The sequence below is a fragment of the Stygiolobus sp. CP859M genome (assembly GCF_037389975.1).
In the GTDB taxonomy this organism is placed as follows: Archaea; Thermoproteota; Thermoprotei_A; order Sulfolobales; family Sulfolobaceae; genus Stygiolobus.
In genome coordinates this window covers 147,722-168,283 of record NZ_JBBHKS010000022.1, presented here as the reverse complement: position 1 = coordinate 168,283, position 20,562 = coordinate 147,722, and the positions used below count along the sequence as shown (strand labels likewise).

At 37.8% G+C, this 20,562-nt stretch carries 21 protein-coding genes and 1 pseudogene; 19 read left to right on the top strand and 3 right to left on the bottom strand.

Annotated elements, in window-relative coordinates; all coding sequences use genetic code 11:
* Positions 1–28: 28 nt before the first annotated feature.
* The 3 genes from WIW72_RS11110 to WIW72_RS11100 all read left to right on the top strand — a co-directional run bounded on the left by WIW72_RS11110 (position 29) and on the right by WIW72_RS11100 (position 1,568).
* On the top strand, positions 29–727 hold the full coding sequence (locus WIW72_RS11110) for a hypothetical protein (RefSeq protein WP_337702860.1): 699 nt from the start codon (positions 29–31) through the stop codon (positions 725–727).
* Positions 728–805: 78 nt separating this feature from the next.
* On the top strand, positions 806–1,018 hold the full coding sequence (locus tag WIW72_RS11105; protein WP_337702858.1) for a hypothetical protein: 213 nt from the start codon (positions 806–808) through the stop codon (positions 1,016–1,018).
* A 139-nt stretch (positions 1,019–1,157) separates the two neighbouring features.
* Positions 1,158–1,568, top strand: coding sequence for a hypothetical protein (locus WIW72_RS11100; RefSeq protein WP_337702857.1), 411 nt, complete (start codon positions 1,158–1,160; stop codon positions 1,566–1,568).
* Between the two features lie 46 nt (positions 1,569–1,614).
* Here WIW72_RS11100 and WIW72_RS11095 read toward each other — a convergent pair whose 3' ends face one another.
* On the bottom strand, positions 1,615–3,447 hold the full coding sequence (locus WIW72_RS11095; protein ID WP_337702905.1) for an ABC transporter substrate-binding protein: 1,833 nt from the start codon (positions 3,445–3,447) through the stop codon (positions 1,615–1,617).
* Between the two features lie 280 nt (positions 3,448–3,727).
* On the opposite strand from WIW72_RS11095, the gene WIW72_RS11090 reads away from it, so the two are divergent.
* From WIW72_RS11090 to WIW72_RS11030, 13 genes and pseudogenes are all read left to right on the top strand, one after another.
* A complete protein-coding gene (locus WIW72_RS11090) occupies positions 3,728–4,759 on the top strand; it encodes an ABC transporter permease (RefSeq protein ID WP_337702855.1) in 1,032 nt (343 codons plus the stop codon).
* A complete protein-coding gene (locus tag WIW72_RS11085; RefSeq protein ID WP_337702853.1) occupies positions 4,756–5,844 on the top strand; it encodes an ABC transporter permease in 1,089 nt (362 codons plus the stop codon). Before WIW72_RS11090 ends, WIW72_RS11085 begins: the two co-directional genes overlap by 4 nt.
* Entirely contained in the window at positions 5,841–6,800 is a 960-nt protein-coding gene (locus WIW72_RS11080; protein WP_337702851.1) for an ABC transporter ATP-binding protein, read from the top strand. Before WIW72_RS11085 ends, WIW72_RS11080 begins: the two co-directional genes overlap by 4 nt.
* Positions 6,793–7,770 carry an ABC transporter ATP-binding protein gene (locus WIW72_RS11075; protein WP_337702849.1) on the top strand — a complete coding sequence of 326 codons (978 nt, stop codon included), beginning with the start codon at positions 6,793–6,795 and terminating at the stop codon, positions 7,768–7,770. Before WIW72_RS11080 ends, WIW72_RS11075 begins: the two co-directional genes overlap by 8 nt.
* 44 nt (positions 7,771–7,814) lie before the next feature.
* The gene (locus WIW72_RS11070) at positions 7,815–8,126 is read left to right on the top strand and encodes a PH domain-containing protein (protein WP_337702847.1); all 312 of its coding nucleotides are present in this window, start codon (positions 7,815–7,817) and stop codon (positions 8,124–8,126) included.
* Positions 8,127–8,256: 130 nt separating this feature from the next.
* The gene (locus WIW72_RS11065) at positions 8,257–10,383 is read left to right on the top strand and encodes a protein kinase domain-containing protein (protein ID WP_337702845.1); all 2,127 of its coding nucleotides are present in this window, start codon (positions 8,257–8,259) and stop codon (positions 10,381–10,383) included.
* A complete protein-coding gene (locus WIW72_RS11060) occupies positions 10,358–10,840 on the top strand; it encodes a PaREP1 family protein (protein WP_337702843.1) in 483 nt (160 codons plus the stop codon). Before WIW72_RS11065 ends, WIW72_RS11060 begins: the two co-directional genes overlap by 26 nt.
* Before the next feature lie 45 nt (positions 10,841–10,885).
* Positions 10,886–11,383, top strand: a complete 498-nt coding sequence (locus tag WIW72_RS11055; RefSeq protein WP_337702841.1) for a class I SAM-dependent methyltransferase — start codon at positions 10,886–10,888, stop codon at positions 11,381–11,383.
* On the top strand, positions 11,380–11,781 hold the full coding sequence (locus WIW72_RS11050) for an SRPBCC family protein (RefSeq protein WP_337702839.1): 402 nt from the start codon (positions 11,380–11,382) through the stop codon (positions 11,779–11,781). The genes WIW72_RS11055 and WIW72_RS11050 overlap by 4 nt, the downstream gene beginning before the upstream one ends.
* Positions 11,782–11,933: 152 nt before the next feature.
* Positions 11,934–13,289 carry an APC family permease gene (locus tag WIW72_RS11045; RefSeq protein ID WP_337702837.1) on the top strand — a complete coding sequence of 452 codons (1,356 nt, stop codon included), beginning with the start codon at positions 11,934–11,936 and terminating at the stop codon, positions 13,287–13,289.
* A gap of 95 nt (positions 13,290–13,384) precedes the next feature.
* Positions 13,385–13,861, top strand: a complete 477-nt coding sequence (locus tag WIW72_RS11040) for a hypothetical protein (RefSeq protein ID WP_337702836.1) — start codon at positions 13,385–13,387, stop codon at positions 13,859–13,861.
* Positions 13,862–13,887: 26 nt separating this feature from the next.
* Positions 13,888–15,028: pseudogene (locus WIW72_RS11035) on the top strand (MFS transporter).
* 154 nt (positions 15,029–15,182) lie between these two features.
* Complete coding sequence (locus WIW72_RS11030; RefSeq protein ID WP_337702834.1) at positions 15,183–15,752, top strand: carbonic anhydrase; 570 nt, start codon at positions 15,183–15,185, stop codon at positions 15,750–15,752.
* Here WIW72_RS11030 and WIW72_RS11025 read toward each other — a convergent pair.
* Together WIW72_RS11025 and WIW72_RS11020 are read right to left on the bottom strand one after the other, a co-directional pair.
* Positions 15,749–16,066 carry a hypothetical protein gene (locus WIW72_RS11025; RefSeq protein ID WP_337702831.1) on the bottom strand — a complete coding sequence of 106 codons (318 nt, stop codon included), beginning with the start codon at positions 16,064–16,066 and terminating at the stop codon, positions 15,749–15,751. The two genes, WIW72_RS11030 and WIW72_RS11025, sit on opposite strands and share 4 nt — an antisense overlap.
* An 8-nt stretch (positions 16,067–16,074) precedes the next feature.
* The gene (locus WIW72_RS11020; protein WP_337702829.1) at positions 16,075–16,911 is read right to left on the bottom strand and encodes a hypothetical protein; all 837 of its coding nucleotides are present in this window, start codon (positions 16,909–16,911) and stop codon (positions 16,075–16,077) included.
* A 310-nt stretch (positions 16,912–17,221) separates the two neighbouring features.
* Here WIW72_RS11020 and WIW72_RS11015 point away from each other — a divergent pair, with 310 nt between their 5' ends.
* Genes WIW72_RS11015 through WIW72_RS11005 form a run of 3 tightly spaced genes read left to right on the top strand, consistent with a single transcriptional unit; the run spans position 17,222 to position 20,482 of the window.
* The gene (locus WIW72_RS11015; protein WP_337702903.1) at positions 17,222–17,959 is read left to right on the top strand and encodes a hypothetical protein; all 738 of its coding nucleotides are present in this window, start codon (positions 17,222–17,224) and stop codon (positions 17,957–17,959) included.
* Positions 17,956–19,518 (top strand): ABC transporter ATP-binding protein, encoded by a 1,563-nt coding sequence (locus tag WIW72_RS11010; RefSeq protein WP_337702827.1) that lies wholly within the window; start codon positions 17,956–17,958, stop codon positions 19,516–19,518. The genes WIW72_RS11015 and WIW72_RS11010 overlap by 4 nt, the downstream gene beginning before the upstream one ends.
* Positions 19,493–20,482, top strand: coding sequence for an energy-coupling factor transporter transmembrane component T family protein (locus tag WIW72_RS11005; RefSeq protein WP_337702825.1), 990 nt, complete (start codon positions 19,493–19,495; stop codon positions 20,480–20,482). Before WIW72_RS11010 ends, WIW72_RS11005 begins: the two co-directional genes overlap by 26 nt.
* The last annotated feature ends 80 nt before the right edge of the window (positions 20,483–20,562 follow it).

Sequence of the window (20,562 nt, the reverse complement as noted above, 5' to 3'; positions counted from 1 at the left end):
TAAGATGTAACATTTATCACTATATATCATGTCTTTGGAAGATGTTCTAGCCCAAACGCTTTATAAAGCATACCAAGAGAGGAAATCTGTTAAACCCTTCGAAGTGACTATGGCCCAAGCAAAAAGGGTCTTTAACGTGTTTTCTTCGATGCTAGTTCAATCAGAGGGATTTGGAGGATATAAAATATCCCTCACTACTGAAGAAACACTTAAACGTTTCGGTTCCACTGAACCGTTATATGGGATATTAACTAAACCAATGATTGAAACTGATAGCGAAGTGGAGTTATGGTTCGAGAATCATATGGCTGAGGTCGAAATTGTCTTCGAGATGGATCATTGCACTGTTGAATCTTATCCAACTTGTGTAAACGGTGTCTACCTCGGTATTGAATTACCCGCTACGAGGTTTGACACTTGGAATCTGAAGGCTTACCAGATCGTAGCAGATGATAGTGCTGCTGGTAGGTTATTCGTCGGTGAAGGTATTAAACTTCCCTACAACGAGGAAGTGGAGCTTTACCTTAACGGTCATAAAGTAGGCAAGGGCAGACCTAGATATGTTTACGGAACTGTAGATGATATGGTGAAGTGGTTATTGAGGAGGGTAGGTTACATAAACGGTTATGTATCTTCAGGAGTGTTTGTAGGACCCACTAACGTTAAAAAGGGAGATAGGTTAAGGGTTAAAAGTGGAAGTTTAGAGTATGAAGTTAGGTTATCCTGAGTTGGGAAATAGTCTAATAATATTTAAGCTCTAAATCCCCTTAATGTCCAACCGAGTAGGAAGCGTAATGAAAAGATATTGAGGATAATTGTAGGTGTTTCAGCAGCAATATGGTCTACAGTTCATCTAATAGTAGGTTATAATGCTGCAGTAATAGCTTCGAGTGTTGTAGGTCATGCGTCTTTAATCTTTGCTATATATTCGGGGTATTTCGGTTTTAACGCAGCTTTGTATTTGTTTGCATCATACGAGATATTTACGAATACAAGAAAACTTCTTCTTCCTTTTTAATACATTTTTAATAATTTATACCCACGTTGATAAAGCTCCATTACTAGGAAAACCATTGCCTATCATACCAGAAGTATATCCTGCTATCTTCTAGATATTATATTACTGATTGGAACTGGAATATTATTGATGAAGAATTATGTGGGTTAATGAACATTTACCATATTCATCAAATGTTTATAAATTATTATCGAAAGCAGAGCTCTTCATACCCTTAACATGGCATTTTCATCTCTTTAAAAAGAAGAGTGAAAATGAATACATAGTATTCTTATACCCGTTTGAAACAGTAAAAAATATAAAAGTTGGAGAAGAGTTGCAAAAATTTGATCTTACAATATCTACTTCAGGTGAGGGAATTAAGTATCTTCGAGAAGATATAAGGGGAAAGATTAAGTACACTTTTATCATATCGTCTAGCGTTACCTCAAGAACTTTAAATGTGATGGTTGGTGTGGAGAAGAAAGGTCTTTTTACTTCGATTCCAATAGAACCGAGACATATATTAGAACATCTGTCTTATAATTTAAAATTCCTTAGAAAAGAATAACTTTTCTACTGTTTTCATTATATGTTTAAATTTGAAATTAAAAAAATTAACTGCTTGAATTAGAGTAGTACATCATATTATAGAAATATCCGACGAATGGGTCGTATACGAATCCTTGTACATATGGCTGTACAAAGTAGTAAGTGCTTGGAACCGGTAACCATACGTAAGGTGCTTCGTGATATATAATGTTATATGCTTGTGCTACCATATGTTCTTGCTCTGTCGTATTAGTTATAAACGGTAAAGTTTGATACATTGTCTGCAAGGTCGAAATATTTACCCATGCTAAATTGCCAGATATTCCTCCAAATTGCACGTCTGTTAATGGCATTAATTGTTGGAATACTGGATCAGGCCAGTCTGGGAACCATCCCAAGTTAACCATAACCGGCGTTCCGTTAGGAGTTGTCCAGCTATCTGTTACTGACGGTAGAACGAACTTGGTAGATATGCTTATTCCTATTTGCTGTAAATCCTGAGTTATTATCGTAAGCTCCTCTTGCTCTAATAAATTAACTGGTGCTAATGAATATATGTCTAACGTAGGTAATTGTTGACCATTCGGGTTTCCTATTACCGTACCATTAGGTAAGACTACGTAAAAGCCTCCCTGATATCCAGCCTCGTTTAGGTATTTAATTGCTAATGCTGGGTTGTAAGTATATTCACTTAGGTTGTCTGGGTTATAATAGCCAGGGAATTGGGGGGAAATTGGCCCTAAATACTCAATTGCTAAATCTTGTCCTTGATAACTGAATATGCTTAGTAATTGCTGGTAGTTAATTGCATACTCTATCGCTAGTCTAAAGTCGGTTATGTTAGTGGGGAACTTCATCATATTCATCGAGATGTATAGGACTCCAGGTTCAGATCCGAAGTTTCTGAAAGTCTCGTTAATTGGCATTGAGTTGTAGGGGCTTTGATTAAGTATCTGGTATATGTAAGTTATGCTCACATAGCTCATCTGAGCCTTGTTAGTGAGGAAGTCCTCTACTCTTTGTTCATGGGATAGACCGTAGTTTATCTCTAATACGGGTATATGAGCGGGCTGTGCAACAGCCGGTATATTAGATACGTTTTGAGCCCAATAGTGTGGGTTTTTATCTAAGACTATCGTGCTGAAACCACTGGTAACTTTTACTATAACGTATGGACCAGTCCCGTTCATACCATTTTCATCTAGATAAGCGTTAGGTGAGTTAGGCTGTACACCCCCGTGTTCATCAACGAATACTGGGTTCACTATGGCACCCCACCATGAAGCAATATCGTAAAGGAAGAATTTGTATGGAGCTAACACGTTGATCTGGACTTCATAAGGTCCTTTAACAACGACAGCCTGATATGGGTACTCCATTATCTTTTGAATAGTTGCGTTATTGGCATTAAAGTGGGACAGTATAGAAGCCAATATAAGAGCTGTTAGGGTATAGTTTTTCGCAGTGGGTAAACCAGTAGCATTTTGAATTGCATTATTAACTCCCCAAGGAATTGCATAACCAGTCTGTCCGTAAACCGTAGAGTTGAATAATAGTCCTATATAATTAGCAACTCCTGGCCCTTGACCTATTAGTATAGTCCTATAAAACGAGAACCATACGGTTGAAGCATTTACTTGTACTCCATCTGGGAAGTATACTCCTTGTCTGATAAAGAATGTATAGTTCTCGTAGTTTGTTGTAGTATAGTTTTGTGCTATTACTGGAACTACTTGATGGAAGTTGCTTCCGTTGAACTCGACTAGCTCTTGGAATAAGGCTGTAAACAATGGACCGTCTTGTACATAGAAACCTGTAGCGGGGTCTAAAGCGTCTGGTGGAGCAATTTGAGAGTCATCAATTAGTACACTTGTATTTGGTGGCGAAAGTGTAACCATTGTCGGTGAGGTTGATGTTTTTGTGCTTACTGATGTGCTAACCGAAGTTGTAGTTGTAGATGTAGTACTAGGATGCTGTGTTGTTAAAAATATTCCAGCTGCTATTGCTATGATTAAAATTACTATTATTATTCCTATAATAGCAGTTTTTGAAAGACCTAACTTCTTTTTACTTTTCATAGTAATCAGTATAAGCATCTTTTTAACTAATAATTAACTTTTTCGTTAGTTTTCATATACTATGCGAAAATTTAATAAACAATTTAAGGGATTTATGTTTATGCTGACGGATTATATAAAATTTGCTATAAAGAGAATGATAAACGGCTTTATCACCATACTCTTATTGATCTTTTTCGTGTTCGTCCTCATCCATGCAGCAGCACCAAATCCTGCACAACTAGCCCGAATATATGCTGGTAACCCCCATGCCCCTCCTGTGGAGATTCAACAAATAATAAAGGAGTACGGGTTGGATGAACCACTTTACGTCCAGTTCGTGAACTATCTCAAAGATATATTATCTGGAAACTGGGGTGTAGATCCTATATATAAGACTTCAGAACTGTCGTTATTAATTCCTAAACTTGCTATAAGTCTTCAGATAGTGATACCCGGTGATATTTTAGCGGCAATCCTCGGACTACTCAGTGGGGCAGTGGCAGCATCATCAAGGGGGACATGGAAGGACAAAACAATTAAAGGGTTATATATTACAACGTGGGCCTCCCCTCCCTTCTTCATTGCAATTGTTTTGCAACTAGTGATAGCTTACTATCTAAATTTGTTACCTGCAGGGGAACCGGTAAATGAGTTGCTCACTTGTCCACCCCACTATACAGACTTTCCAATACTTAACGCGTTAATTGATGGAGACTGGACGTTCTTTATATCCGCTGTTAGACATGCAATACTACCCTCCTTAAGTATTGCTATAATTACGTTCGGCTTGTTCACAAGAGTAACTAGGGCTACAATGATAGACTCTATGGAATCGGATTACACTAAACTAGCCTTAGCTAAAGGTCTCACAAGACGTTATGTAGTATATAAGATTGCGTTAAGGAATAGTCTAATTCCAGTAATAACCCTAATAGCGCTCTTCTTTGGCTATTCAGTAGCTGGGGCGGTTCTGGTTGAAGACATTTTCAGTTATCAGGGCATAGGATATTACATAACTCAAGCAATAGAGAACCTAGATTATATTGCTGTTCTAGACTTTACAATTATAGTCGGAATTGCTGTAATAGTAGCCAACTTTGTAGCGGATCTTCTTTACGGTATATTAGATCCGCGGGTGAAGGTTCAATGAACTTCAGAAAGGAGTGGAGAAGATTTGTTATAATAGCATTAGCTCTTTACCTTTTAATAAACATAGGAGTGTACCTACATTATGCAAACAAAGGAACGCTACAATCCGTTCATTTCGATATATTATCATTAATTCCTTACGTCCTGTTCTCGACCTTCAGTATAACGATCTCAGTAGCTATATTAGCACTAGTTTTCTTTTTGACGAATAAGACAGTAAGGCTAGTTTTGAGAAGTAAACCTGCACTAGTAGCTTTCATAATTCTTTTCGCTTATTACATATGGTCTTTATTTGAGGGACTGTTGGAGTACGCCTCGGGACAAATACTTTACGTAAGACTTTCATATATGTTCTTACCTTATAATCCGTTCCAGTACAACTCGTCAGCGGCTCTTCTACCTCCGTCATTTGCGCATCCTTTCGGCACTAACTCTAACGGAGAGGACATTTTATCAAGAGTTTTGTATGCAACTCCTTCTGATGCTGAGATTTCCACGATTGTAGTATTATCAGCTATATTAATAGGGGGACTGGTAGGAATATTATCTGGATATTTCGGTGGTATTGTTGATGAAGTACTAATGAGAATAACTGATGTGTTTCTGGCAGTACCGGGTTTGATTTTAGTTATAGCAGTTAGTGTCTTATTGGGAGAGTCTTTTACTAGTGCAATAATAGGCTTAATGGTACCGTGGTGGGCTACTTATGCAAGGCTTTTCAGGAGTCAAACATTAGTAGTCAAAAACATGCAATATATTGACGCAGCAAAACTTCTTGGTCTAGGTAGGTTGAAGATTCTCACGAAGCACGTTGTCCATAATGTAATAGATGCTGTTCTAGCCTATGCCTCTCTTGACTTCGGTAACGTGATCTTGACGTACGCGACTTTAACGTTTTTGGGAATCGGATTGCTCAATCCTAACACTCCAGAATGGGGCTCAATGGTGTCTCACGGAGTTGAAGAATTACCGCAAGCGTGGTGGTATCCAGTATTTCCATCTCTAGTTATTGTGATCATTGTAACCAGTTTTATATTACTTGGAGACAGAATTCAAGACGTAATCTCTGGGAGGGTGGTTTATTGAGCTTACTAGAAGTTAATGATTTGAGTGTGGGATATAAGGCGTTAGCAGGTAAGTTTACAGTACTTCATAATATTAACTTCTCGCTAGAGGAAGGAGAAATTGTAGGAATAGTTGGAGAATCTGGTTCTGGAAAGAGCACTTTTGGTCACGCTATCATAAGGTTATTACCTCCTAATTCATTTATAGAAAAAGGTTCGATAATATTTCAAGGTAAAGACCTCGTGAAATTGAATGAAAAGGAGATGACTAAGGTAAGAGGAACTGGTATATTCATGATCCTTCAAAATCCCCTTAATAGTCTGAATCCAGTAAAAAGAATAGGAGATCAGTTATTAGAAGCTGTAAAAGTCAAGAAGCCTGGAGTAGATGAAAAAGAGGCTAATGAAATTGTACTAAACGCGGTAAAAGACGTAAGGTTACCTGATCCTGAGGAGTTCATAAAGAAATACCCTCATCAACTTTCTGGCGGTCAAATTCAGAGGGTCGTAATAGCGATGGCTCTAATATTGAGACCTAAGATCCTGATTGCAGATGAGCCTACTTCAGCTTTGGACGTAACTATTCAAGCTCAGATAGTAAAATTGTTTAAACAGTTACGGGATGAAGAGAAGATCTCTATAATCTTTATATCTCATGATATATCGTTAGTCTACGCTATAGCTGACAGACTGGTAGTGATGTATGCAGGAAGAATAATGGAGGATGGAAACATAGAAGATGTGATAAAAAGTCCTTTGCATCCTTATACTCAGGGTTTAATATCAAGTATACCATCTATAACTAAGAAAGACGGAGGGCTTAAAGCAATTGAAGGTTCTCCTCCTTCCTTTTTAGTCTTACCGATGGGGTGTAAGTTTAACCCTAGATGTGATAGGGTGATGGAGAAATGTAAGATGAAAGAACCAGAGTTGGTTGAAGTAAAAGGACGAAAGGTGAGGTGCTGGTTATATGAGTAAAGAGGTTATATATGAAGTGAGGCATTTAAAGAAGTATTTTGAGATAAAAAAGGTTGGGCTAATAGAAAAACTCTTCCGCGAGAAACCTATTTACGTAAAAGCTCTTGACGATATTAGCCTTGAGATTTACAGCGGTGAAGTATTGGGAGTTGTAGGTGAGTCGGGTTCTGGTAAAACGACATTAGGAAGGGTTTTAGCCACATTAGACCTTCCTACGTCGGGGGAAATATACTTTAAAGGGGAAAGAGTAACTAAGGAGAATTTGTCTAAAATTAGAGGAAAAGTACAGATGGTCTTTCAGAATCCGGCATCGAGTTTAGATCCTAGAATGAAAATCTTAGATATTCTCTTGGAGGCCTCACGTAGACTACCAAAAGAGGAAAGGCTGAAAGCGGTTAGAAACACTTTAGAAGAAGTGGGACTTGATTATGAATACGTAGCAAATAAGTATCCTAGAGAGCTATCAGGTGGGCAATTACAGAGAGTGGCTATCGCTAGGGCTATAATCACGTCTCCTGAATTTATAGTGTTGGATGAACCTACCTCTGCCTTAGATGTTTCAGTTCAAGCTCAAATATTGAATCTTCTGGTTAAATTACAGAGGGAGAAAAACATAACGTATATGTTTATTACGCATAACATAAGTGTGGCGAAATTCATTTCCGACAAGGTAGCAGTCTTATATGCAGGGAAGTTGGTTGAAATAGGGCAAGTAGAGGAAGTAATATCTTCACCTAAACATCCCTATACTCAAAGCTTGATTTCTTCAGTGCCAACATTGTCTAAGAAGGCACTAACTCCGCCTTCTGGTGAAGTACCTTCGCTAATTAATCCTCCTCCGGCTTGTAGATTTAATCCAAGATGTCCTTATGCAATGGATATTTGCAAAAAAGAGGAGCCTCCACTTTTCGAGATCGGTGGTAGAAAAGTAGCATGTTGGTTGTTAGACCAAAAATCTCAAAAACAATAGTTAAAGGGACATTTTTAATTTTAATTTTTTCTATTTTTTTGAATGTGAGCAAGATAGAGAATTTTATTGAATTCTTACTGATCTCCTTTTCTCTCTTACTGTCTTATTCTTCGCTTAAGTATTTAAATTACTATGAAATAGGGGAGACGTATATAGTTGTTCATAACCTTCTCTCTACAAAGAGGATAGAATATAGTGAAATCGAGGATGGATTTCTATCCCAAGGTCTATTAGCACGAAAGTTTAATTGTGGTTCTATATACATAGTTTTAAAGGGAGGAAAAGGAGTAGAGATCCTCAAAGATATACCGGAGCCTGAGAAGATAGAGGAAGTAATAAAGCAAAGGATTACATAAATCATGCATTTATTGGAAAATCGCCAGTAATTATATAAATCAATAGATTTTCATTAAGTGATTTTAGTAATAAGAAAATAAGTAATAATTCATGCGAAAATTTATATACCTTATTTCATTCATTTTGCCTATGGATTTATATAGAGTTAGCAAGATACTGATTTATCTCGGCGCGTTACCTATAATCCTCTACGTAATAAAGGGGGGTTCATTCACATTAGGGGTCTCGTTTATTCCACCTATCGTAGCTCTCGGAATAAGACCTAGCTATAGAACCTTAGGGATAGGTCTTATTCTGTCAGGTTTAGTGTTTACTCTTCTCGTCTCCGGTGTTAACGTTATCGGACTACTCGTTCCCATCTTAGGACTAATCTCCTCTGTTCTCTCGTTCAAGAATAGGCTCTCTCCTCTAATAGGTTTTGCAGTTGTTGTTTTACTCTCTGTGTTATTTAACGGTTTCTTACCGGTATCTTTATTGGTATCCGCTGGACTAATATTATCAGTCTATAATAGACCTTTTGACCCAAGTGGGGTTTTCACTTTAGCTATTCCTTACTTTGTTACTCAAGTTCTGTTTCTAGCTTTCTACTCCACATATATCTCTCCTTCTCTTTGGGCGTTAAACCTCTTTGGAGCCCTGAGCAAGTATGCTTACCTTGCATACGCTGTAGTAATTATCACGTTTGTACTCTATCTAATGAGAAAGGAATACTTAATGCACGGGTACATTAATGTTATCATATCGATTGTAAGTGTCACTGTAGGAAGTGCGGTAGCGTATTTATTTGTCTCACCTATATCCATAATGTTCGGTCTTTCCGGCTCGATTAGTACGAGTTTTGTTTTTTCACAGCAGGATTTAGCTAATGTCATCATAGAAGCGTTTAAGAGAAACGATTTAAGGTTGGCTGAAAGAGCTTCTTTCATATATGAGGGTGACCTAACAGAAGTGTATAAGAAGTTGGTCGATATGAAGTTATGTATCGCTGTAGTTAAGTTACCGGAATTTTGTCCTTATAAGATTAATTATTTAGAAGTGGATTACAAGAAAGTAGCTGAATGCTTCTTTGAGTTGAAACAAGTCCCGACGAAAGACGTGGTTAATTATCTAAGGTTTGTAAAGGAAAAAGACGTCAACCTAGCTGAAAAAGTAGGTGAGTTAGCTTTAGAAATTTCTCCTTCGCCTAAACTGGTTAATATAATGAAAGAAATAGAAGTTTTAAAACTAGAGTACTTAAAATATAATTGGGATCCAGAAGTATGGATAGGGAAGGAACTTTACGGGTATAAGATAACATCTTATTTAGGTAAAGGAGGTTCAGCCTACGTCTTAGTAGGTGAAAAAGATAGTAAAAAATACGCAATTAAAATTCCTATACTTATGCCTCCATCTACATCTAGCGCGAGTTATTATGACTTCGTAAACGAGTACTCACAGCTGAGGGACTTGTCTAACAGAAGCGAGAACATAGTTAGGTTCGTCGACGCGAAGATAGATTCTTTCAGCTTGAAAAAGATTCTTTCAGGTGACGTGTTGTCCTATATGAAAGAACCACCGATCTTGGTTATGGAGTATATGGAAGGAGGTAGTGCTAAATCCCTTATGGGCGATAATAACGTATATTATTCCGACCAATGGTGGAAGATAGTAGCGTTAATAGGCTATGAAATCGCTAAAGCATTAAAATCTATCCACGAAATGGGCTTCGTACATCTGGATGTAAAACCATCAAATATTTTGTTCTCAAAGTATCCGGGGAGGACAGGTAAAGAGGTCTTCGAAAATCTAATTAAGGGAGAAGTAAAAGTTAAGCTAAGCGATTTAGGTTCAGCTAGAAAGAGAGGCGAGAGGTTCATACAATATACTCCCGAATATTGCCCTTTAGATCAGGTAGAGGCTTTATTTAGAGACAAAGGGGCGGAGTTCTACATGGATATATATTCTCTTGGAGCTACAATGTATTCTCTACTGACTAGACAACCCTTTAATCCTAGGGAAGTAATAAACTTCATTAATGACGCTGAGCTGCTTTATAAAGAAAATAAAGATCCAATGCCTTCTATCCAAAAGGCAAAAGAGTTCTACGTGAAATTCCATGAAATTCTAACCGTTGAGGAGAACGTAGACAAACGTTTAATAGAGTTGATAAGACAGATGACTTCTCCAGATCCCGAAAAAAGACCCTCAGCTTTAGAAGTATATAAAAGGCTAGGTGAGATAATTAATAACAATGAAGGAAATACTAGTACCCGATGAAGTTTACGCCTACCTTGAAAAGATAGGTGAGCAGGAGAGGGCTTCAGTTAGTGACATAGTCGTTAAATTAGTACTTAATATAATGTCTCAAGAAGAAAAGGTTAGGGCACTTCAGGCAATAAGTAAGGAGTACATAATCCGAGGTAGAGAATTAGAAGAAAAAGGTGCTCTAGTCGAATCAGGAGAGATGTATTGGAGGGGGCTAGCGTTTCTTATGCAAAGTATTGCTATAAAGCTCGGATTTGAAATTACAAGTTATCAAGATTATTTCTCGCTTATAGATTATCTTTCCTATAAGCTTAATGACGGAGAGATAGTCAAACTCTTTGTTAATAGTGAGAGACTTCACGGAGAATACCATCCAAGACCACAAGGTGAGTCTGAATTTAAGTTCAGGGTAGATAATCTCTTTAAGTTGATGAAAAAACTGGAAAAAATTGCAGAATTTTCAGATTAAAATACTAGGGTAAAAATTTTTAAAACGTTGAGAGTTTTAATATTTGTGAGATTAGTTATACACCCGGAGAATCCCGATGATTTTCTTCCAAGATATATTACAAAAGATGATATTGTTGTCGACTTAGGATGTGGACCAGGGTATTATTGTAAGACATTAGTCAAGTTAGCCAAGAAAGTGTACTGTATTGACGTGGACTGCATAGCACTTTCAATGGCTAAAGAGAGTGCACCTTCAGCTACATTTCTGTGTGAATCAGCTGAAGAAATATCTCTCCCTAGCACTAGTGTAGATGTTGTTTTATTGGCTAACTCCTTTCATGACATGAGAAATAAGGAAAAAGTGGTAGAAGAGTTAAAGAGGATTTTAAAGGCTGGAGGGAAGGTTATTATAGTGGATTGGAAAAAGGAACAAACTACTATGGGACCTCCCTTGAGTAAGAGGATGAGTGAGGTAGATTATCTAGCATTTTTCAAGGACTTTTCATTAGTTGAAAAATTCTCACCTAGCCCTTATCAATTCGGGCTGGTGCTTAAGCGATGATAAACTTTGAGATTTGTAAAGAAATAGACGATAGGGAAAAGGTATGGGATGTAGTTAAGGATGTAAAGAAGATTCCAGAGTTCTGGAAAGGGATGAGAGAGCTTAACGTGGAGGAGACGAGTCAAGGTATATATGAAGGGGATGTAAGGTTTGCTTTCCCATCTAAGGGAAAGGTGAAAATTGAGATCCGCGAGGGTGAAAAAAGAATTATCATCAACTACCTTAAAGGACCAGTTTTAGGAACTCATGAGATTTATATCACTGAAACAAAGCTTTGCTCTAAATGGAACGTTAGGTTAACCTTTCCTTTTAGCCTTAGAGAAAGGTGGACTGAGGAACACTTTAAGAATGGTACTCAACACGCCTTGGAGAGGATACTAAGCTATAGTATGCGATAGTCTGGACTTAGCAAGTAAAACCAAATAATTCTATGAATTAACTTAAGTCTTTCTAGTTAGAATTTTTTACAAATGATTAGAAGAGATATACTAATTTACTAGGACGGTTTTTACACTACTTTTATAAGAGGGAAGTCTCAATTTGTATAATAATGTCCTCACAAGCCAAATCAGAGTTTAACAAAGGAGATAATAGTCTATCTTTCGTTGATCTTTTCTTCATATCATTTGGGGGTCAAGCCCCGTTTATATCCCTCCTTACTTTCGGTACTGTGATGATAGCAGAAGCTGGTTTGGCTGGTCCTTTTGCCATGCTTATTGCAACTTTTGTAGTATTGTTTAACGGTCTGGTAGTGTATTTTTTATCGAAGAGGTATAAGAGAGGTGGAGGTTTCTACGTTTACGCTCTATACTCCTTAACACCTAGATTGGGACTAAATACTGGTTGGACTTACCTTATTTACGCCTTATCTTACGGTGGGACACTCTTGGCTGGCGGTGCTTATGTTTTGTATACTATTCTCTCCAAGGTAACTGGTAATAGCTTGATCTTCCCTATTTCACAACAGTGGTTTTTAGCACTAGTAGTATGCGTTACCGCTTCCTCCTTAGTAATTTCAGGAGTAAAATTTTCAGCTAAGTATGCTATGATCATGTCAATAGTTGAAATTATAGCGATAGCTGGTTTGGCTGTTTACTTTCTTTATGAATCTGGCTGGAGATTTTATAATCCGATTCCGAAATCCATCAATCCGGGAGTTCTGGACGCAGTAGTTTTAGGTTTGGGAATACCTACGGGTTACGGGTCAATTGCACCTCTAGGTGAAGAGGCTAAATCTAAGGAAATTGGTAAAGCTGCAATTGCTGTACTACTTTTTGGTGGCTTAATAGCTACGTTTTTCTTTTACTCGTTAGGCTCAATGGATTTCACGGGTAACTTAGTGGAATATTTACTCGGTAATTTCGGTTTTATCGTAGCTATATTGCTAGCTTTCGTAGCTTTAAATGACGGAACCTTAGGGGGGATGACCTATATCTTAGCTAACTCTAGAACTTTAAAGGCTATGGCTGAGGATAAGATATTTCCACAGATTTTAGCTAAGAAGAGAAATGATAAGCCGTTATATGCAGAGGTGACAATAGCTGGAACTTTTACTGCGTTAGTAGTTTTGTTAAGCTACTTCCTAGGGCTCTATGAGACTTTCCTTATACTGGGTTCCTTAGCTGGAATGTTTAATTTGTTCATCCACTTATCTGCAGATTTTTCCTTGATAAGAACTGCGTCTAAGAGACCCCGTAAACATAAGTCAGAAATTGTTATTGGCTTAATAGCGATAGTAATTAGCTTGTTTGTACTATTTTATTCGATACCAGGCTTTCAAGCATATATAGTCTATGCATTCATGGGTTGGATTATACTCGGATTCCTCTACGCTGAAGTAAGGGAAATGATTTCAGAGGATTATTTTGAAGACGAAAATTATCAGGGAAAAAGTAACAAGACATAATGAATTTTAAGCTGTAATTACAATTTTCACTGGTAGAGGCATCAGTTTTCTCAGCTTACTTAATTTAAATAGTACGGATGCGATGATCACGTTATATGAAAACGTCCACTGGCTTAAAATGGGGGTTAATATTCGGGGTTCTGTTTGCGGTTAGCTCAACGGCGTTATACTACACATTATTCATTTATCCACAACTACCTCAGTTACAACAATATTATTATCATGAAATACTTAATTCAACAAACGGAAATGTTACAGAAGCTACAAAATATAGTCAAGAACTTCCCATTTTTCTTCCTTTTAGTTTGCTATATCTAGACCTAATTTCGCTGGTTTCTGGTGGTCTTTTAGCCGGTTATCTTATCGCCAAGTTATGGAATAAAAGTCCTCATTGGTATATGAAGGGTCTTATGGGGGGTATTGCATCACTCATCGTGGTAACTTTTTTATTAGGTTTCATTGTAGCTTCTGTAGGAGGTACTATTATATATACAACCTCTTGTGTTCTCATGGGTCTAGCTGTCTCATATAGATTAAATAAACTAGAAAATAAGAGCGTGAAGAAAGATTAAAAATGTTTAGATTTTTTGAACACCTTATGTTATCGAAAAAACAGATTGCCCTTTTATCCATAGGAACATCCTTGACTTTTTGGGATATTTTTAACGTTCCCTATATCGAAAATTATGCATCAAAACAGATAGGGGAGATCTCATCAACACTAATATTGTCAGCTGAAATGCTAGGCTACTTCCTAGGAGGAGTAATAAACGGTTATTTAGCAAGTAAATACGGAAGAAAGTTCGGGCTTCTCAGTTCTATGGCTCTAATCAGTATGGGCTCTCTACTGGGGTTTATATCGCTTAACCTAGCAATGCTACTCGTGGCTGAACTTCTAATAGGTATAGGAATAGAGGGTGAAGTAGCTATAGTTCCATCTTATGTATCAGAAATGTCAAGCGCAGAATCAAGGGGGAAGAATGTCGGTTATACTACAATGAGCGGATTCTTGATGAGTTTAGTAGTAAACTCCTATAGCTATTCTTTTAGGAGAGGATTTTTGGAGACTATTGTTTCTACCTAGTTTACTTTTGGCAGTAATAGCTCTCTTATTTAGGATAAAATTACCTGAGTCGGCATTATGGGAGAATAAAAGGTATGAGAGCCTTAGGTGGGATAAGGATGTAGTTATCTTCACATTGATTTGGTTTGCAAGTTATTTCACTGGTTATGCGTTATTCTCGACTCCAATCTTCTCACTAATATCAAGCCAAGGATATACTCCTTCTAATCTTTACTTCGGCTATATTCTATACGGAGACCCACTAGGAGTTGTTATTGCAAGTGTACTAAACGACCGTCTGCAGAGGAAGTACACTTCTTCATCGGCAAACCTACTATCGGCTATTCTTATGATAATTTGGCCTTTTTCGGGAATCATGTTTTTGCCGATAGGTTTTGCTATCATGTTCTTCCAAGGTTTTAAGTTTCCGGCTATGTATGCGTATACTGCTGAAAACTTAGGAACTAAGATAAGGACTTTGGGCTATGGGATTGCCGACGGTATAGGTCACTTAGGAGGAGCTGTAGGGCCTATAGTCTTCGTGTTATTGCAGGATCACATAGGTCTAGCTTTCTCTACCGGTGTAGTAGGTATAGCGTCTGTAATATCGTCAATCTTAATAATGGTTTTCGGACAAATAACAAACAAGATACCCTTAGAGAAAATAAAGGGATGATGACGCTACCCAAGATGATCAGTGAATTAATAATTTGAGAGCCCCGGGCTGACTAACTTTAATTGAAATGTTTAAATTGTTTAAACATACATAAAAATAAAATTAACAATTCTTCAAATTTCTGATTAATTAGCATCTTGTGTAATTGTATCTTATGAAAAGAGTTATCGTCTCATGTATGGACTACAGACTCACTGATGAAATATTGAAGAGGACAGACAAAGACACGTTAATTTTCAGGAATGCTGGTGCAAATGTAAAGGAGTTCTTACAAAGGCTTAAGGAGATAAACCCGGACGAGGTTATATACCTTCCTCACACGGATTGTGCTGCAATGAAGCTCGTCTTCAACGTCGTAAAGAAGGGCGAAAATGTAAGCAAAAACGTTAAGGAAAAGCTAGTGGATGTTTTCTCAGGGCAGAAGTTCGAGACTTTAGAGGAGTTAGAACAATTAAACGCAAAAATAAACGAAGAGATGTTAAAAAAGGAAGTGACTAAGAACGTCAAGACGGAGTTAATCGACGTAAAGAAGATACAGTGGCCACAGAAAAAGACGGAAGTGTACTTCTACCCTATTACGGCAAGGCCCACTGATAAAATCGGTGCATATATCCTACAATCAACTTCAATAGACGACGTAAAGGCTGATATAGAAATAGCTAAAGATAAATTAGGTTTTAAAGATATTTATAACTGTTCAAGCGGTGATTGTAAGGAGATCTAACCCGATATGGTCGAAAGAATATCTTTGATAATTTTTTCTAACTCTTCACGTGAGAGTTCTTTAGCCTCTATCTTTCCATCTTTGGTAATAGTTACTGTATATATTCCGTTGGAGTTTATGTAAAGGCTTACGCTATAATCCCCTTTCTTAACGAAGATTTCCTCTATCTCACCGTCGATATTTCTCGTGTATCTCTGCCTTATCTCGTAACCTTTAGAAATTCCCCTCACTTCATGAGACTCTGTCAATATATCATCCAATTGCGATCTGATACTCTCATGAATTCTCTTTACGTCTAAGCCGAATATGCTCATTTCTAACACTATCTATGACTTAATAGTAAAAACTTTTTCCTCAGCTCATCGATGAACTCATTAAGCCTACTCGTATCGTTTATAGGTATCTCCGCGACTTCGTTAGAACTCGTGATCTTAATGATACCGTCATTATGTACCTCAACTACACCTGGTAACACGTTACCAGTAGCTTTGCCAGCGAGATTAATAAGAGCCTCAAGGGAATATAAAAGTTCCTCAATTAAATCCTTGGTATTAAGTTTAAGGTAGTGTGCAAGTGTAGAGAGGCTAACCTTAACTGAGTATATGAAGATATTGTTATAAAATAGTCTGGCAATACCAAAGTTTTTGTCTACGTCAAGTATGACCTTGAACTCTCCCAATTCTTCTACTCGGGGCAACTGGGTCCCATATTTGTGCATAAAATCCCTTTGTGCTCTCTCATCCACCTCTAAAGGGCTTTCCTTAAGAATATTCTTCACTACCTTAGGAGGTAGGTCATAGTAATGAGAAATTTTATTAACATCCACAGGGAAAATTTTTATTTCAGAGAGTTTATTAAATAGAGAATTAATGTCGTTTATGATTATCCCCCAAGCCTTTATCTTTACTTTGTCGTTTTCAGCCTCTACAACGGATCCCATTTTGACCTTTATAGGCGGGCTTAAGAATAGGGATTTTATGATCTCGTTTGCCTCTTCTACTGTTTTAGGCAGAGAGTTTACTTTTCCCTCAAACTCAACTTTTAATCCCTGAAAGTCCATGAAGCCTTTTACAGAATTTCCCTCAAACTCAGCTGTATAATTCCCCGTTATAACGGTTATCCTATTGCCGTTTTTAATCAGGTAAGTGCCTTTACTCATAGTGTATATTTTACTTACGTGGTTTAAAAACAATAATATAGGGTTCAGGCGGTCAAGCGTCCTCACCAATCAGTGCCGCGACACGTCCACATTATTTACACTAAACTTGAGACGGTGAATAATATAAGGATTTTTCCAGTTAAAACAGTTTCCACGTTAAATTCTGTATCGATATACGTCTGACTGATATTATCATTATTAAAAATCTATTAATCATAGCAATACATAGTTGTAAAGAGAATTATAAAATATATATAGTCTAAATAGGATATCCTTATAAATTGTGATAGTAACTTTATATCGAGGAAACATGGGTTTTAACGGTATAAGTGGTGCAGTAAATGAACCTGGAGAATTACCGTGGGAAGTTGTAGTAGGATATTTCGTTGTAGCTCTAGCAATAGTATTCTTTATAGGTAAGAAATATGGAGGCTTAAAGGCGTTCACTACATTGGATCTCGTCTACATAGGTATAGGTGGAGCCTTCGGAATGGTATGGGAGTTCTACATAGGAAGCTTCATAGGAAGGTTCCTTCCCAGTACACCTTTTATTGATGTGGGTTTCTGGGGAAGACTAATAATAGTTTTCATAGTAGCGGGGTTGGTTAGAAAACCCGGTGTAGGTATGTTAACGTTATTCATATATAGTTTTCTATCGGACCTATTTCACTATGGTTTCGGAGGAGAACCTATGTTTTTTATATACGAGGCGTTAACGTACGGTCTTTTCGTTGATTTAATGATAGTGTTCGCTAAGGGAAAGATATTCGGTATTGGTTATACTCCAAAAGAAGTAGACCAACCATATGCTGTATCTGTGAGTAGAACAAATGTATTAGCTGCCTTAGAGGGCGGTATAGTCGGTGCTCTATGGGCACTGCCAGACCCATTGTTTTATGATGGTTTTTTCGGGCCATTCATATATGCATACGCTCCCAACTGGGGGAAAATAATATTTCATCTTCAAGCATTCCTACCCGGAGATATTATAATGGGTATTATAGGTGGGATTTTAGCATATTACATAGCTAGGGCGGTGGGACAGTGAATGTAATAGAGCTAAGAAACGTAGAGGTGGTATATACAGGTAGAGCCAAACCGTCTCTGGTAGTTCATGATTTTCACGTAGAGGAAGGAGAGTCTATTTTGATAGTGGGTAAGTCTGGATCCGGTAAGTCGACACTTATAAACGTAATCAATGGCGTAATCCCTAATATGATTTCTGCTAATGTAAAAGGGGAAATAAACGTCTTCGGTAAGGATCCGAGGAAGACTCCTATTTTCGATATTGCAAAAGAAGTGGGGACAGTTTTACAAGACCCTGAAATGCAGGTTTTTAATCACAAGGTCATAGACGAAATTGCGTTCGGTCCGGAGAACCTGATGTTACCCCCCGAAGAGATAATGAACAGAGTGATCGAGACATCAAAGATCACTGGAGTTCACGAACTTTTAGATATGGAGACGATACAGCTTTCTGGAGGTGAGTTACAGAGGACAGTCATTGCTTCAGTTTTGGCCATGAACCCTAAGGCTTTGATTCTCGATGAACCCACCTCTAACATCGATCCTGAGGGAACGGCTCAGATTTTTTCCCTTGTAAAGAAGTTCAGGCAGGAGAAAAGGACGTTAATAATTGTTGAACATAAGTTGGAAAGGGTTTTACCTTATGTTGATAGAGTAGTTTTAGTAGAAAAAGGCAGGTTAGTTTTTGACGTTAAAAAAGAGGAGCTTTTCGATAAGGTTCACCTCTTAAGGGAGGCCGGGGTGGAAGTACCGGATTACTATTCACACTTAGGAACCCATAAATCCCTTAAAGATTACGTTTATATACCTCCACCTAGGATGAAAGGGGACAGCACAATTTTACATGCAGAGGTGAAAGTTTGGGACAAGAAGTCAAGTAAGGTAATAGTAGACACGTCTTTAACCTTACGTAAGGGTGAAATAACCGCACTAATGGGTAAGAACGGTGCCGGAAAGTCTACTCTGTTAAAGGCGATCATGGGTATTTTAGACCGTAATTTGAAGTCAGAGGTAAAGCTGGTAGTAGAGGGAAAGGACTTGAGCAAATCGAGTATTATGGAAAGGGGTGCTTACATTGGATACTTACCTCAAAACTTTGACGTGATGTTTATAAAAAGAACGGTTGAAGACGAAGTTGCTTTTGCTATGAAAAATAGAGGTATTTATAGTAGAGAGAGGCTGGACGAGATTCTAAAGATGTTTTCTTTATACGAAATAAGGCGTGAAGACCCTTTAATGCTCTCGATGGGTCAGAGGAGGAGGGTGGCTATGGCTTCAGTTATTGCATCTGGTTCTAAAGTACTTTTAATGGACGAACCCACGAGCGGACAAGACTGGTATCACAGAGAGATGTTTGGAAAAGAAGTTCAGCACCTGAGAGATAAGGGATTTTCCTTCCTAATAGTCACGCATGACTCAAGGTTCGTAGATAAGTTCTGTGATAGAGTGGTGGTTATGGAAAAGGGAAGGATAGTTGCTGACGATAAACCGGAGGAAATATTTTCCAAAGAAGGGCTTGGGATTCATCCTCCCACAGAGTATTTGGTGATGAAATATGGTTCCTTGGAATTTCCTTTATGAAAATCCCCTAACTCAAAACGTGATAAGTTGGTTTCTGTTCTTTTATGGTGTAGCATTACCTGTCGTAATAATAATTGGTGCGATAGGTCTTAGGGGTTTTATCGAGCTGACCAGGTTTGAGAGAGGAAGTACATTCCTTTACAAATTAAATCCGATTACAAAGTTGGTCTTCGGAGTTGTGGTTATGGTTGTTGCTTCAACTACTATATGGTGGATAGGTGGTCTACTAACTCTAGCTATACTTCCTCTTTATCTAACTCTTAATAACGGTCTTAAGAAATTCCTTTACGTAATACTCTTAGTGTTCTCTACAATTATAGGCTCTACGTGGGCGATAGCTCCTTATACTCCCACTAGCGTTCTCGAGTTGGTATTCCCTAATCCTTCATCTTACGAAACCGTATGGGTGTGGCCGAGTTATTTCACTTATATGGGTTACGAGCCTGTCCTCACTTTGCAAGCGCTGATTTACGGTCTTCAGACATCCTTTAGGGTTACGGCAACACTAGTCTCAGCACTTCTTTTAATTCTCACAACTACAACTTCTGACATCTTTAGGATGTTCACCAAGATGAAGGTCCCACTCCCCATTACATTCTCCGTTATGGTCGGTGTCAGGACAGTGCCTAAGATCTTCGAAGTTTTAGATACTTCCGTAAAGATGCAGTTACTTAGAGGGTTAAGTCATAATAAGCCAAGGATTCTAAGGGTATTTTATTACCTTTACGCCGGAATAATGGCTATAGTCCCGGCGATAGTGTACTTATTTAGGGGAGCAAAAACATTGGCAATTTCAGCCGATACTAGAGGTTTCAGGGCTTATCCCAGCAGGACGTCATTAGTTAATCTAACTCTTGGTAAACTGGATTATATTATGTTTGCAGTGATAGTGTTATTAATCATCGTTGATATTGTTGCGAATTTAACCGGTTTCGGTAGGACGATACCTTACGTAGGATTGTAAGTCTTTTTATTAGGCAACTTTATAAATTACCTTCAAAATATCTATTAGGTGTTTCTGATGAAATCTATAATTAGGGACTT

Coding starts and splice junctions, on each gene's coding strand:
- WIW72_RS11075 (WP_337702849.1), top strand. CDS start 6,793: ATGAGTAAAGAGGTTATATATGAAGTGAGGCATTTAAAGAAGTATTTT.
- WIW72_RS11050 (WP_337702839.1), top strand. CDS start 11,380: ATGATAAACTTTGAGATTTGTAAAGAAATAGACGATAGGGAAAAGGTA.
- WIW72_RS11045 (WP_337702837.1), top strand. CDS start 11,934: ATGTCCTCACAAGCCAAATCAGAGTTTAACAAAGGAGATAATAGTCTA.
- WIW72_RS11015 (WP_337702903.1), top strand. CDS start 17,222: ATGGGTTTTAACGGTATAAGTGGTGCAGTAAATGAACCTGGAGAATTA.
- WIW72_RS11005 (WP_337702825.1), top strand. CDS start 19,493: ATGGTTCCTTGGAATTTCCTTTATGAAAATCCCCTAACTCAAAACGTG.
- WIW72_RS11025 (WP_337702831.1), bottom strand. CDS start 16,066: ATGAGCATATTCGGCTTAGACGTAAAGAGAATTCATGAGAGTATCAGA.
- WIW72_RS11100 (WP_337702857.1), top strand. CDS start 1,158: ATGTGGGTTAATGAACATTTACCATATTCATCAAATGTTTATAAATTA.
- WIW72_RS11040 (WP_337702836.1), top strand. CDS start 13,385: ATGAAAACGTCCACTGGCTTAAAATGGGGGTTAATATTCGGGGTTCTG.
- WIW72_RS11110 (WP_337702860.1), top strand. CDS start 29: ATGTCTTTGGAAGATGTTCTAGCCCAAACGCTTTATAAAGCATACCAA.
- WIW72_RS11060 (WP_337702843.1), top strand. CDS start 10,358: ATGAAGGAAATACTAGTACCCGATGAAGTTTACGCCTACCTTGAAAAG.
- WIW72_RS11090 (WP_337702855.1), top strand. CDS start 3,728: ATGCTGACGGATTATATAAAATTTGCTATAAAGAGAATGATAAACGGC.
- WIW72_RS11095 (WP_337702905.1), bottom strand. CDS start 3,447: ATGGTTACACTTTCGCCACCAAATACAAGTGTACTAATTGATGACTCT.
- WIW72_RS11085 (WP_337702853.1), top strand. CDS start 4,756: ATGAACTTCAGAAAGGAGTGGAGAAGATTTGTTATAATAGCATTAGCT.
- WIW72_RS11065 (WP_337702845.1), top strand. CDS start 8,257: ATGGATTTATATAGAGTTAGCAAGATACTGATTTATCTCGGCGCGTTA.
- WIW72_RS11030 (WP_337702834.1), top strand. CDS start 15,183: ATGAAAAGAGTTATCGTCTCATGTATGGACTACAGACTCACTGATGAA.
- WIW72_RS11020 (WP_337702829.1), bottom strand. CDS start 16,911: ATGAGTAAAGGCACTTACCTGATTAAAAACGGCAATAGGATAACCGTT.